Origin of the sequence: Gandjariella thermophila, from assembly GCF_005405885.1 — a bacterium.
Lineage (GTDB): Bacteria > Actinomycetota > Actinomycetes > Mycobacteriales > Pseudonocardiaceae > Gandjariella > Gandjariella thermophila.
Map to the genome: position 1 here is coordinate 171227 of NZ_BJFL01000004.1, position 12944 is coordinate 184170.

At 73.3% G+C, this 12944-nt stretch carries 11 protein-coding genes; 5 read left to right on the forward strand and 6 right to left on the reverse strand.

Annotation, left to right across the window (positions count from 1 at the left end; genetic code table 11):
- The first annotated feature begins 55 nt into the window (after positions 1 to 55).
- The 3 genes from FFT21_RS06565 to FFT21_RS06575 are packed head-to-tail and all read left to right on the forward strand — an operon-like array spanning position 56 to position 3602.
- Positions 56 to 1402, forward strand: coding sequence for a prenyltransferase/squalene oxidase repeat-containing protein (locus tag FFT21_RS06565; RefSeq protein ID WP_225978142.1), 1347 nt, complete (start codon positions 56 to 58; stop codon positions 1400 to 1402).
- Between the two features lie 5 nt (positions 1403 to 1407).
- Positions 1408 to 2676 carry a cytochrome P450 gene (locus tag FFT21_RS06570; RefSeq protein WP_137812864.1) on the forward strand — a complete coding sequence of 423 codons (1269 nt, stop codon included), beginning with the start codon at positions 1408 to 1410 and terminating at the stop codon, positions 2674 to 2676.
- Positions 2664 to 3602 (forward strand): UbiA family prenyltransferase, encoded by a 939-nt coding sequence (locus tag FFT21_RS06575; RefSeq protein WP_137812865.1) that lies wholly within the window; start codon positions 2664 to 2666, stop codon positions 3600 to 3602. The genes FFT21_RS06570 and FFT21_RS06575 overlap by 13 nt, the downstream gene beginning before the upstream one ends.
- A gap of 315 nt (positions 3603 to 3917) precedes the next feature.
- Here FFT21_RS06575 and FFT21_RS06580 read toward each other — a convergent pair whose 3' ends face one another.
- Positions 3918 to 4166, reverse strand: a complete 249-nt coding sequence (locus FFT21_RS06580; RefSeq protein ID WP_192909411.1) for a hypothetical protein — start codon at positions 4164 to 4166, stop codon at positions 3918 to 3920.
- A gap of 157 nt (positions 4167 to 4323) precedes the next feature.
- On the reverse strand, positions 4324 to 5538 hold the full coding sequence (locus FFT21_RS06585) for a helix-turn-helix domain-containing protein (protein WP_137812866.1): 1215 nt from the start codon (positions 5536 to 5538) through the stop codon (positions 4324 to 4326).
- Between the two features lie 242 nt (positions 5539 to 5780).
- On the opposite strand from FFT21_RS06585, the gene FFT21_RS06590 reads away from it, so the two are divergent.
- The gene (locus tag FFT21_RS06590) at positions 5781 to 6065 is read left to right on the forward strand and encodes an Rdx family protein (RefSeq protein ID WP_225978143.1); all 285 of its coding nucleotides are present in this window, start codon (positions 5781 to 5783) and stop codon (positions 6063 to 6065) included.
- A 115-nt stretch (positions 6066 to 6180) separates the two neighbouring features.
- On the opposite strand, the gene FFT21_RS06595 is transcribed toward FFT21_RS06590, so the two are convergent.
- The 3 genes from FFT21_RS06595 to FFT21_RS06605 form a co-directional block, all read right to left on the reverse strand.
- On the reverse strand, positions 6181 to 7503 hold the full coding sequence (locus tag FFT21_RS06595) for a PucR family transcriptional regulator (RefSeq protein WP_225978144.1): 1323 nt from the start codon (positions 7501 to 7503) through the stop codon (positions 6181 to 6183).
- Positions 7504 to 7524: 21 nt separating this feature from the next.
- On the reverse strand, positions 7525 to 10056 hold the full coding sequence (locus FFT21_RS06600; RefSeq protein WP_137812868.1) for an ATP-dependent Clp protease ATP-binding subunit: 2532 nt from the start codon (positions 10054 to 10056) through the stop codon (positions 7525 to 7527).
- A gap of 269 nt (positions 10057 to 10325) precedes the next feature.
- Positions 10326 to 11309 carry a sigma-70 family RNA polymerase sigma factor gene (locus FFT21_RS06605; RefSeq protein ID WP_137812869.1) on the reverse strand — a complete coding sequence of 328 codons (984 nt, stop codon included), beginning with the start codon at positions 11307 to 11309 and terminating at the stop codon, positions 10326 to 10328.
- A 321-nt stretch (positions 11310 to 11630) separates the two neighbouring features.
- Here FFT21_RS06605 and FFT21_RS06610 point away from each other — a divergent pair, with 321 nt between their 5' ends.
- Positions 11631 to 12470 (forward strand): LLM class F420-dependent oxidoreductase, encoded by an 840-nt coding sequence (locus FFT21_RS06610; RefSeq protein WP_137812870.1) that lies wholly within the window; start codon positions 11631 to 11633, stop codon positions 12468 to 12470.
- A 124-nt stretch (positions 12471 to 12594) separates the two neighbouring features.
- On the opposite strand, the gene FFT21_RS06615 is transcribed toward FFT21_RS06610, so the two are convergent.
- Entirely contained in the window at positions 12595 to 12924 is a 330-nt protein-coding gene (locus FFT21_RS06615; protein ID WP_137812871.1) for a TcmI family type II polyketide cyclase, read from the reverse strand.
- Positions 12925 to 12944: the final 20 nt, after the last annotated feature.

A 12944-nucleotide genomic window follows, 5' to 3' on the forward strand; every position in this document is an offset into this window, starting at 1 on the left:
CCCGCGGAGTACCGGGCCCGAACCCGGCTCTGACCGCGCTGCACTGGTCGGCGCGGTGCGGCGCGGGCTGGCCGCGCTGTTCGAGTGGCTGCGCCGCGGGCACCGGGTGCCGGTGCCGGACACCGTCGCCGCGGAGTTCATCGTGCCGGCGCTGATCGACGAGATCAACGCCGCGCTGGCCGGGCTGATCCCGGAACGGGTCAGCGGGCTGGACGCCTTCCATGGCGCCCGCCTCCCGCTGCCACGCGGCATGCGCGCCGAGCCGCTGGCCAGGCTCCGCAAGGCGGTGGGCGGCGGGGCCGCACCGCCCACCAAGCTGTGGCACTCGCTCGAGGTCGTCGGCGTGCAAGCGCGGGAGGCGGCCGGCGTGCGCCCGGTGCTGGGTGCGGTGGCATGCTCGCCCGCCGCGACCGCGGCGTGGCTCGGAAACCCGCCGCCGGCCAAGTCGGACGCGACCGCGCGTTACCTGCTGGCGGTGCAGGGCCGTCATGGTGGGCCCGTGCCGGTGGGTACGCCGGTCGCCTTCTTCGAACGCGCCTGGGTGTGCGCCGCGCTGCTCGGTGCGGGGCTCACGGTTCCGGTGCCGCGCGCGGTGCTGGACGGCCTGCACGCCGGCTTCGGAAGGCTGGGGGCGCCGGCGGGACCCGGTCTTCCCCCGGACGCGGACGACACGGCCACCGCGCTGCTGGCGCTGGTGCAGGTGGGCAGTCCCCGCTCACCGGAATGCCTGTTCGCCTACCAGCAGCCGACGCACTTCGCCTGCTTCCCGGCCGAGCGGACCCCGTCGACCAGCACGAACGCGCACGTTCTCGAGGCGTTCGGCGCGACGCTGGGGCTGCGATCCCTGCCGGGCGGACAGCCCGTGCCACGCGACCGCTACCGCGCCGCGATCGGCACGATCTCCGCCTGGTTGGCCGACCACCAGGAGCCCGAGGGACGGTGGCGCGACAAGTGGCACGCGTCGGCCTACTACGCCACCGTACGGTGCGCGACCGCGCTGGCCCGCTACGGCACTCCCGCATCGGCGGGCGCGGTGCGCAGGGCGGTCCGGTGGGTGCTGGACACCCAGCATCCGGACGGGTCCTGGGGGCAGTGGGGCGGCACATCCGAGGAGACCGCGTACGCCGTCCAGACCCTGCTGCTCGCCTGGCCACGCGCGCGGGACGCGGCATCCCGACAGGCCCTGGCGCACGCCGCGGCGCGCGGCTGCGCCTTCCTGCTGCGCGGCGCCGATCTTCGGGTGCATCCCGCGCTCTGGCACGACAAGGATCTCTACCTGCCGGTGCGTGTGGTGCGTGCCGAGGTGCTGGCCGCGTTGTCCCTGGCGCGCACGAGGTCGCGGGTCAGGGCGATGGTCGACCGGGTACGCACCGAGCAGCCAGCGATCTCCGGGGAGCAGTGATACCGATGAACCGCGACGAGTTCCGCCTCGCCGTCCGCGCACCGTCCTTTCTGGACTCCCACGCCACCGCACCGGGTGTGCTGGAGTTGCGCCCGCGGCCGCGGCCGCGGCTGCTGGTCTGGCACCCGGAGGCGGTGGCCTGGATCCACCGCAACGATCAGGACCTGCGCCATGCGGGCAGCCGGTTGCTGACCCGCATGCTGGGCCAGCGTTCCCTGCTGTGGACCGACGGCCCCCGGCATCTCGCCTACCGCCGGGTGCTCGGCCCGGCGCTGACCGGCCGCCGACGGGAGGTCCACCGGCAGATCGTCTCGGACACCGCGCACTCCGCGATCGACGCGCTGGGCCCGGGAGACGTGATCAGGGTGCCCCGGTGGACCCGCGACCTCACGCTCCGGGTCATCTCGCGGATCGTCCTCGGCAGGGCGGACGGTGCACTGCTCGCCCCGTTCAGCGCGTGGATCGAGAACACCCTGGGGGCGCCGCACCGCGCCCTGGCCAACCGGTTCCTGCGCACCCACGCGTGGTGGCCGATCGCGATGGCGCCACGCCCGATGTTCCGCCGCGACCTGGACCGCGCGCTGGTGCGCTCGGCGGAAGCCGCGGCGAGCACCCGGCCGGCCGGGCTGGCTGGCCTGCTGCGCGCCGGCGACGGGCCGCTGGGCCACCTCGACGACGGTGAGCTGCGCGACCAGGTGGCCTCCCTGCTCTTCGCCGGGTACGAGACGACGGCCTCGTCGATCGCGTGGACGCTGTACTGGCTGGACCGGCACGACGGCGTGCGCCGCGACATCCTCGCCGAACTGGCGGCCACCTCCGACGACGGTTCCGACGCCGCCCGGGTTCCGCTGCTGCACGCCGCCGTGCAGGAGGCGCTGCGGCTGACCCCGCCGGCGATCGTCACCGAGAAGCGGATCCTGCCCGCCGACGCCGACCTGCTCGGCAGGACGCTGCCGGCGGGAAGCGTCCTCACCCCCTGCGTCTACCTCGCACACCGGCACCCCGACCGGTTCCCCCGACCACACCGCTACGATCCCGGCCGCTTCCTCGGCCGCCGTGTATCGGGTGCCCACTACTTCCCGTTCGGCGGCGGGTCCCGGTACTGCCTCGGCCGCGACCTGGCACTGCTGGAGATCCGCATGATCGTCGCCGCTGTCCTCCGCCGCCGCGAGCTTCGCTGTGTCGACCCGGACGTGCCGCGGCCGGAACTCCGCGGGGCGGCGAGCGCCCCGCCGGCGAACCTGCGAATGGTCGTGACCGCGTGCCACCGTTGAACGTCCCCAGCAAACCGGGCACCATGTGGCGCGATCTTCGCCGCGTCCATCGCCTCGAGTACCCGTTTCCGGTCCGGTACCTGTGCTACGCGTGCTGTGGCGCCGCCTATGCCGCCGGTACGGCCCGGCAACTGGCCGGGCCGCCCGTGCTCACCGCGATCACCATCAGCTTCGTGCTCATCATCGCGCTGAACGCGCTCAACGCCGCCGCCGACGTGCGCACCGACGCGCTGGCCGGGGACAAGGGCCGCGTGGCGAGCGCGGTGCTGCGCATCGGCCGCGACCGTGTCGTGCTCCTGGCGGGGGCGGAGATGGCCTGGGCACTGGCCATGGCCGTCGCGGTGTCGCTGCGGACGCAGCACTGGCTGACCGCGGCCGCCGCCGCAGCGACCGTCGCGGTGAACCTGCTCTACAACCTCGAACCGGTGCGGCTGAAACGGCGGCCGCTCGCCAACCCGGTCGCCCTCGGACTGTCCGTCGGTCTGCTGCCGTGCCTGGTCTCGGCCGGCGCGGTCCAGCCCGACCCGGCGTGGTCGGCATGGCCGATCTTCCTCGGGCTGGGCCTCCTGGTCACCGGGCGCGCCTCCTGGTGGTCCATACCGGACCGGGCCAGCGACGCCGCGACCGGGATGACGACACCGGCCGTCCGGTTCGGTGCGGCACCCACCCTCGTGGCGGCGAGCGTGCTCGCCGCCACCGGGCTGGGCCTGCTGGGTTGGGGCCTGGTCCGGCAGTACGGGCTCGCCTGGGCATTGCTCGGCGTCGCGGTGAGCGCGGTCTTCCCGGTGGACGCTCTGGCGCTGCTCCGTCGCTCCGCGGCCGACCGCCTGGCCAGCTCGGTCGCTATGCGCCGGCGCGGCGCCAGCCTGGTGATGGTCGCCGACACGATCCTGGTGGCCATCCCGTTGATCGCCAACCAGCCGTGATCGGTCGGTAGGCCGAGTTCGCGCGGCGGAGACCCACGGGTGGCGCCGCGGGTTTCCGCCGCGTGGACGGCCGGTACCCAACACCGCGTTCCAGAAGATCCGGCCGCCCAGTCAGATCAGCACCGAGGAAAGCACTCGACGCAGAGCACGCGCCCGCCGGGAAGCCTACTTGCCACCGGGACGCACACCGCTCCGCAGCGGGCGACGTGGAGACGGACGCCACGGAGATTGATGGAGTACGCGCCCGGCTCGACACGGTGCACCAGGCGGCGGAACACGCCACTGCCGTGTTGCTCCCCGGGCCTAAGCGGGGCGTCAGGCACCGGCCGGCAGTTCGGAGGGCGGAGGCGGCAGCGGAGCGCGCCAAAGACACAGGGTGCAGGGCATCCCGCACGGCTTCGTCAGTGCCTCGGCGGTGCCTCGGAGGATCAGTTCTCCGCAGTAGGCCGTCAGCGACTCGGGTATCTCCTCACCGTCCGGAAACGCCACGATGTGCACGACCCGGCGCGACTCTCCCACGACGCCGCGCCGCAACCGGACGAGCAGCAGTCTCGGCGCCGTCACCGCGGCCGCCCGCTGTGATGGTCGGCGGGCACCTGGCCGGGGAGCATCGGGCGCGGCGTGAGATCGACATGAACCCCTGCGATCACCTCCTGTCGGAGGCGACGCTATGGATCTTCGAGTCCGCGGAAGGTACAGCGTGTACCTCCACCCGGTCGGGTTACACCGCGAGGCCGACCCGCGCGCACAAGCTCCGTACCTCGTCCCGCGTTCCCGACGGGGGTCGCGCCGAGAGGTCGAGCAGCATCTCCCGCGCGAAGCCGTTGTAGCGGATGGTTTCCGACGCGGTGCGTTCCGCCTTGTCGAGCAGGGCCAGCGCCGCGTGTCGCTCATCGCGCTGGTGGTGAGCGCGGGCCACTTCGATCAGGTGCCGGCTTCGCCGCGCCAGTGACGGGATCGCGTCCGCGTCGATGCTGCTGGCCGCCTGCAACGCCTCACCGGGCCGACGCAGCTCCACGCCGACCGTGGTCGCATGCGCGGCCATCACCGCCTGCGAGAACGAGGTCTGCACGTGCCGGTACGCGGAGCCCAACCGACGTGCCACCGCGTCCGCCCGCTCAAGCGCCGCCCACGCTGCGCCGGGCCGACCTCGGCGCGCGTGCACATACGCGATCTCCGCGTGGAGCGCCCCCGAAATGCCGCGCCAGTCCTCCGGGGCGCCCTCCAGGTGTGGTCGCAGGGCACGGTTGGCGTCCTCGGCAAGGATGATCGCCTCGGACCACCGGCCAGCATCCCGCAGCGCCTGCACCATCGCCCACGCGCCACCCGCGATCGCGTACGGATCATCTGCTTCCTGCGCTTCGTGTAGTGCCCGATCGGCGACCAGCCACACCAGCTCCGGTGCCGGCTGGTAGGCGACGTAGAAGTCGGCGAGACGGTACACACCGGCCAGCACCCGGCGGGCGTGCCGTCGCTCTTCACCGGAAGTGGCACGCACCGCCTGCTGCGCGTCACGAATCAACCCGGGCAGCAGTGCGCCGAGCTGGGTGCGGTGGTCGGGTGTGGAGTGACGCACCTGCCAGGCTTGCCGCAGCCGCAGCGCCAGGTGCGTCACGTTCGGCGGCGTGGCCGGCTGGTTCACCCGGTACTCGGTGAGTGCCGCCTGTACCGCCGACAGCGCCGCGTGCCGTTCGCCTGCGAAGAGCTGAACCGGCACGGCGTGGCCATTGCCGGTCAGCTCGGCGAGGTCGGAGAGTTCGAGCGTCTGCGCGATCTTCAGCAGCATGGACAACCGAGGCATCTGCAGCCTGCCGGTCTCGACCGCTTTGACCCACTCCGCGGAGCGTCCGACGAGTCCGCCGAGCACTGCCCGGGACATGCCGGTGCGGCGCCGATACTGCTGCAGTCGTCGACCAAAAGACGTGCTCGCGTCCACGAGACCACCGTCCCCTTCGCGGAAGCCGTGCGGACCTCTTTCACCAAGCCCCGGTACCGTCCGGGCAACCGCGGGCTCCGGTGAAGAGGTGGATCAAGCGTACGCGGGACACCGCTGGCGGAACATGGTCGTGGGTCGGGGCGCGCCGAGACGTCGGCCGACCGGACAGTCGGCTTGGAACTATGCCGAGTTGGTCCCAGTATCGGCGGCACAACCCGTGGCCTGCGGCGATACTGAACGCCGTGACAGCAGGGCAGCCCCGCCTGGAGATCGAGTACTGCACGCGGTGCCGGTGGTTGCTGCGCGCCGGATGGACGGCGCAGGAACTGCTGACCACGTTCACCACCGAGCTGGGCGAGGTCGCGTTGATCCCCGGGACCGGCGGCGTCTTCGACATCCGCATCGACGGCGAAACGGTGTGGTCGCGCGCGGAGCGGGGCGGGTTCCCCGAGCTCGCAACGCTGAAGCAGCTGGTACGGGACCGAATCGCGCCCGGCCGCGACCTCGGGCACACCGACCGTCGTTAGCCGGGCGAGAGCCCGGCCGAACGGGTCCGGCGATCCGCCATCCACCGGATCTCGGTGGGCGACCGACGGTGGCGGTGGGCGGAAGGTACGGCGGCGACCCCGGGTCAGTGGGACGTCAGGAGGTCGCGAGCCGGGGTTGGTCGCCGGGTCCCGGTGCGGGGGCGGTGCGCGGCAGGGTACGTAAGGCGACCAGGGCCAGCCGGCAGGCGAGCTGGTGCCGGTCGTCCTCCAGGGACCGCCCAGTGAGCTTCTCGATGCGGCGGAGCCGGTTGAGCACGGTGTTGCGGTGGCAGTGCAGCGCCTGGGCGGCGCGGCTCGCGGACCGCTCGCAGCCGAACCACACCTCCAGGGTGTCCAGCAGCACGTCCCGCTCGGCGCGGTCCAGGTCGAGCACCCGGGCCAGGGTGCCGTGCGCGAGGCGCTGGGCGATCTGGGGGCTGGACACCACGAGCGCCTCGGGCAGGCGGTCGTCCAGCACGGCCACCGCCGCGGCGCCCTCGGGCAGGGTGCGCAGCGCGGTCTCCGCGAGCCGGTACCCGGTGCCGATCTCGGCGAGCCCGTCGACCTCGCTGGACACGCCGATCCGGCCGCGCGGGCCGGCCTGCAGCAGCGCGACCACCCGGCGCAGCGGTGCCCGGCCCAGGTACACCACGCCGATCTCCCGGTCGGCGCGCACCCGCCAACCGGAGGCGATGCCGTGCGCGGCGAGCGCGTCGCGGGGTGCGCGCGGCAGCCCGCCGGCCGCCGGGGCGGGCACCAGCGTGACCACGACGTACCGGCCGTGCGCGGGCAGGCCGAGCACCGCGCGCGCTTCGGCGGCGACCGCCGGCTCGGCGCCCCGGCCGTCCAGCAGCGCGTCCAGCACGGCGTCCCGGCGGCGCGCGTCGGACCGGCGCGTCTCCGCCTCGCGGGCCCGGTACCCGTCGGCGAACGCCACCGAGTACCGGTCCACCACCGACCACAGCTGGCTGGCCCGGTCGATCAGGTGGCCGAGCACCTCGGGCGGCCGGGACCGCGCCTCGGCGAGCAGCGCCTCCCACAGCAGCTGGGCACCCAGCCGGTAGACGTGCAGCACGCACTCCAGGGGCACCCCCTGCTCGGCGCGGCGCCGCCCGGTCTCCCGGGGCACCGCCGCCGCCTCCGGCCCGTCCGGCGTGGTGCCGGCGAACACGCGCAGCACCCCGGCCATGTTGTCGTGGAAGGAGCGCCGCATGTCCGCGTCCGGGATCGCGCCGCCGCGCCGGTAGGGGTGCTCCGCGCCCTGCACGATCTCCACGAGCTGGTCGACCAGCCGGGGCAGGTGGGTGAGGACGACGCCAACGACGTCGCGGATCAGCGCGGTGCCGTCCGCCCCGGGATCCGTCGCGGCGGCGCCGCGCGCCGGGGCGGCCATGCCGGCGCGGGTGGGCGAGCCCACGTCATCGGGTTCTCGCGGCATGCGCCCACCCTAAGGCTTCGGCTACCTGCTGACGCTGCCCTGGGCCGCGTCCACCCGGAACGTCAGCCGGTCGTCGTCGGCGTCCACCACGACCCGCCGGCCCGGCATCAGCCGGCCGTCCAGCATCAGCCGGGACAGCTCGTTGTCCACCTCGCGCTGGATGGTGCGCCGCATCGGCCGGGCACCGAACTCCGGCTGGTGGCCGTGCCGGGCGATGAGGTCCACCGCGGCGTCGGTGAACTCCACCTCGATGCCCTGGCCGTGCACCCGCCGCCGGGTGTCCTCCAGCAGCAGTTCGGTGATCCGGCGAAGCTGCTCGGGTTCCAGCCGGCGGAACACGATGATCTCGTCGATGCGGTTGAGGAACTCCGGCCGGAAGGAGTCCCGCAGCCGGCGCATCAGCCGCTCGCGCAGGTTCTCGCTGGGGTCATCGCGCTCAGCCGAGACGAACCCGAGGCCGCCGCCGGTGGAACTGGTGATCAGGTCGGAGCCGATGTTGCTGGTCATGATGACGACCGTGTTGCTGAAGTCGACGGTGCGGCCCTGGCCGTCGGTCAGCCGGCCGTCGTCGAGCATCTGCAGCAGCAGGTTGAACACGTCGGGGTGGGCCTTCTCCACCTCGTCCAGCAGGACCACCGAGTAGGGCCGGCGGCGCACCGCCTCGGTGAGCTGGCCCGCTTCCTCGTAGCCGACGTAGCCGGGCGGGGCGCCGACCAGCCGGCTGCTGGTGTGCGACTCCTGGAACTCGCTCATGTCCACCCGGACCATCTGGTCCTCGCTGCCGAACAGCGCCTCGGCCAGCGCGCGCGCCAGCTCGGTCTTGCCGACCCCGGTCGGGCCGAGGAACAGGAAGCTGCCCACCGGGCGACGTGGGTCACCCAGGCCGGTGCGGGAACGGCGGACCGCCTCGGCCACCGCGGCGACCGCCTCCTCCTGGCCGACCACCCGCCGGTGCAGGTGCTCCTCCAGGCGCAGCAGCCGGTCCCGCTCCTCCTCGGTGAGCCGGCTGACCGGGATGCCGGTGGCCCGGGACACCACCTCGGCGATGTCGTTCTCGGTCACCTCGGGCACGCCGGAGCCGCCCTCGTCCCGGCTGCCGCGCAGCTGCTCGATCCGGCCGCGCAGTTCGGCGATCCGGTCGCGCAGTTCGGAGGCGCGCTCGTACTGCTCGTCGGCGACCGCCTGGTCCTTGTCCCTGGCCAGCTGTTCCACCTGCTGCTCCAGCTCGCGCAGGTCGGTCGCGGGCACGCCGATCCGCAGCCGCACCCGGGCGCCGGCCTGGTCGAGCAGGTCGATCGCCTTGTCCGGCAGGTACCGGTCGGTGATGTAGCGGTCCGACAGCTCGGCGGCGGCCACCAGCGCGGCGTCGGTGAACCGCACCTGGTGGTGCGCCTCGTAGCGGTCGCGCAGGCCACGCAGCATCGCCACGGTGTCCGCCACGCTCGGCTCGGGCACCAGCACCGGCTGGAACCGCCGTTCCAGCGCCGGGTCCTTCTCGATGTTCTGCCGGTACTCGGTCAGCGTGGTGGCGCCGATGACATGCAGCTCGCCGCGCGAGAGCGCGGGCTTGAGCATGTTGCCCGCGCCCATCGACCCCTCCGAGGAGCCGGCCCCGACCACGGTGTGCAGCTCGTCGATGAACACGACGAGCCGGTCCCCGTTGGTCCGGATCTCGTCGATCAGCTTGGTCATCCGCTCCTCGAAGTCACCGCGGTAGCGGGTGCCGGCGACCATCGCGGTGAGGTCGAGCTGGACCAGCCGCCGGCCGGCCAGGTTCCGTGGCACCTCGCCGTCGGCGATGCGCTGCGCGATGCCCTCGACGACGGCGGTCTTGCCCACGCCGGCCTCGCCGATGAGCACCGGGTTGTTCTTGGTCCGCCGGGACAGCACCTCGATGGTCTGCTCGATCTGCTCGTCCCGGCCGACCACCGGGTCCAGCCGCCCGGTGCGGGCCAGGTCGGTGAGGTCCCGGCCGAACTGGTCCACGGTGGGGGTGTTGCTGGGGCCGGTGCGGGTGGGCTGCTCGGCGCCCGGCTGCCCGCCGCCCTGCAGGCTCTCCGGCGTGACGTGCGCGGCGCGCAGCATCCGCCCGGCCACCGAGTCCGGGTTGGCGGACAGCGCGAGCAGCACGTGTTCCGGGCCGATGTAGGAGGAGCCGAGCATCCGGGACACCTGGTGGGCGTCCAGCAGGGCGCGCTTCGCCGCCGGCGCCAGCGCGGGTACCACGTCACCGGTGCCGCCGCCGCGGTTGGGCCAGCGGGACTCGATCTCCCGGGCCAGCGCGTCGGGGTCGGCGCCGGCGCGGCTGAGCAGCTGCCGGGTGGGGTCGCCCCGGGTGGCCGCCCACAGCAGGTGCTCGGCGTCCAGGTCGGGCATGCCGCGCTCGGCGGCCTGCCGCGCCGCGTCGGCGAGCAGTTGGCGGGCCTGGTCGCTCATCAGCCGGGTGATGTCCACCCGGCGCACGGGCCCCCGTGGGCTGGCGCCGAAGAAGTGCGCGAGGAACTCGTCGAACGGGCTCCCACCGAATCCGCCGCTTTCGAAGAAGTTCGTCATCACGCTCCTCCACTCACCCCACCCGGGACCGGGTGTTGCGCTTGTTCCGAAACGCGTGCCCCGATCGCGTCGCCGGGGCGCGGCGATGGCATCGCACCCGCCGGTTGTGCCTGATGGGGCGCCCCGCCCCCGCGATCGTGGGGCTTCGCCCGGCGCGTTCCCGTGCTCGCCGTCGCAGGTCTGTCCGACTCCGGAGCACGCTGTTGCCCGTGCACTGGGGTTGCCGTGCCGATCGGCCGGCCAAACCCGGCGGGAGCCGGTGGGCCGGCTCAGCCGGCCCACTCAAGCAGCGGCGGCCGCCGGTCCGGGTTGCGCAGCTCGGCCGGCGCCGCCTTCTCCAGTTGCCGCACCCGTTCCCGGGTCAGCCCGACCTGCTCGGCCACCTCCTGCAGGGTCTGCGGCTGACCGCCGTGCAGCCCGTAACGCAGGGTGACAATCCGTGCCTCCCGCGGTGGCAGGGTGTTCACCACGGCCCGGATGTCCTCGCCCAGCGCCTGGTGCTCCAGCGCCTCGACGGCCTGCAGCGTCTCGGTGTCCTCGATCAGGTCGGCCACCCGGGTCTCGCCGTCCTCGCCGATCGGCGTGTCCAGGCTGATCGCCTCGCGGGCCGCGCGGCGCAGTTCCACCACGCGGTGTGCCGGGGTGCCGGTCTCCTCGGCGAGTTCCTGCACCGTGGGCTCCCGGCCCAGGCGCAGACTGAGCTGCCGGTCGATGCGACCGATCCGGGACAGCTCCTCGACCACGTGCACCGGCAGCCGGATCACCCGGGTCTGCTCGGCCAGGCCACGCTCGATGGCCTGCCGGATCCACCACATCGCGTAGGTGGAGAACTTGTAGCCCTTGGCGTAGTCGAACTTCTCCACCGCGCGGATCAGGCCCAGGTTGCCCTCCTGAATGACGTCCAGGAACGGCAGCCCGCGGTGCGCGTGCTTCTTCGCCGCCGAGACCACCAGCCGGAGGTTGGCCCGGATCATGTGATCCTTGGCACGCCGACCGTCGGCGGCCACCGCGGCCAGCTCACGGCGCCGGTCCGGGGTGATCGGCGCCGCGGACAGCGGCTCCTCCCCCTCGGCGTCCCGGCGCAGCTGCTCGGCGGCGTACACGCCGGCCTCGATACGCTTGGCCAGATCCACCTCCTCTTCGGCGGTGAGCAGCGGGGTGGATCCGATATCCTTCAGGTAGTGGTGCGCCAGGTCGGGCTCGTCGTGGGTCGCCGCGTTGCGGCGCGGTGCCTCGGTGTTCCTCTCCAGCACGCAGTCTCCTTCTTGGTTGGCCGGACGCCGCCGGCCGGGCGCCGACGGTGACTGGTTCCCGCATGACCGTGTGCGTCACCACGGGAAGCCCGGTGGCACGCGACGCCGGGGGATGTCGGGGAATCTCGGGACGTGGGTGCCGCGCCGGGGTGGTTGGGCCGCCGTACGCGGGTCCGCAGGAGAGTCAACGGATAACCGGGCGGCAACATTCCTGGCCGGTGGCACCGTTCGGGCCGGCGAGTCGGCGGGGAGACGCCCCGCGTGGTTCCATGCGGGCATGGCGTGCTGTGTCCGGGAGAAGCACCACCCTGGAGCCGAGGTATGAGGTTCGGTATCGCGACGTTCGTCACCGACGAGGGCATCCGCCCGGCCGAACTGGGCAGGGCCGTCGAGGAGCGCGGCTTCGACTCGCTGTTCCTGGCCGAGCACACGCACATTCCCACCAGCCGGGAAAGCCCTTACCCGGGCGGCGGCGAGTTGCCCCGCAGCTACTACCGCACGCTGGACCCGTTCGTCAGCCTCACCGCCGCGGCGGTGGTCACCGAGCGGCTGCTGCTGGGCACCGGCATCGTGCTGCTCTCCCAGCGTGACCCGATCATCACCGCCAAGGAGGTGGCCAGCCTCGACCTGGTGTCGAACGGCCGCGTGGTGTTCGGCGTGGGAGCCGGCTGGAACCGCGAGGAAATGCGCAACCACGGCACCGATCCGCGTACCCGGGGTGCCCTGGTCAACGAGCGGCTGGCGGCGATCAGGCGGATCTGGACCGAGGACGAGGCCGAGTTCCACGGCCGATTCGTCGACTTCGACCCGATCTTCTGCTGGCCGAAGCCGGTACGGCGGCCGCACCCGCCGATCTATGTGGGCGGAGACAGCCCCGCCGCGTACGCCAGGGTGGCCGAACACGGGTCGGCGTGGCTGCCCAACCCGCGGCCGAACCCGGCCGACCACGCCAGCGCGCTCAAGGAGATCCGCGAGCGGGCCGGGCGGGACGTGCCGTTCACCGTCTACGCCGCGCCGAACGACCCCGAGGTGATCAACGGGTACGCCGAGCTGGGGGCCGAGCGGATCCTGCTGTACCTGCCGACCAGGCCGAGGGACGAGACGCTGCGGGAACTGGATGAGCTGGCGGCCACCGTCGCCGCGCATGCCGCTCGTTCCTGACCGCCTGTCCCGGAACCGGACCGACCGCGATGACGAGTACGGGAACGGGCACTGAGCGTCCCGCGGTCACCGGGGCCGCACGCGCGTGGCGTGCGGCCCGGGACGTCCGGCTCGACCCGGCGGCTCACCGCGGCGGGCGCTCCCACCGGTAGAACTCCACGCCCATGGCGTCGCGCGGGCCGCGCCACCGCTCCGGGTCGTAGGCCGAGACGTACTGGCGCAGCGCTTCGGACACGCGGCGGAACTCGGGATGCTCGCCGACCGCGGAGACGGCCTCCCCCACCGGGTTGTCGCCCTCGATGAAGTGCATGTACAGGTCGCCGAACTGGAACAGGCTGCGCGAGGACACGCCGACCAGGCTGGGCAGTTCGGTCTGGTCGGACTCGGCGAAGATCTCCGCGATGTCCGGCGCGGAACCCGGGCGCATGCGGGCCACGATCAACGTGCGGTACATCTCTCCCCCAGGTGGTTCGG

Bases quoted from the DNA above. Each gene is read 5' to 3' on its own strand.
- FFT21_RS06570 (WP_137812864.1), top strand. From the start codon at position 1,408: ATGAACCGCGACGAGTTCCGCCTCGCCGTCCGCGCACCGTCCTTTCTG.
- FFT21_RS06595 (WP_225978144.1), bottom strand. From the start codon at position 7,503: ATGCCGCGAGAACCCGATGACGTGGGCTCGCCCACCCGCGCCGGCATG.
- FFT21_RS06600 (WP_137812868.1), bottom strand. From the start codon at position 10,056: ATGACGAACTTCTTCGAAAGCGGCGGATTCGGTGGGAGCCCGTTCGAC.
- FFT21_RS06610 (WP_137812870.1), top strand. From the start codon at position 11,631: ATGAGGTTCGGTATCGCGACGTTCGTCACCGACGAGGGCATCCGCCCG.
- FFT21_RS06615 (WP_137812871.1), bottom strand. From the start codon at position 12,924: ATGTACCGCACGTTGATCGTGGCCCGCATGCGCCCGGGTTCCGCGCCG.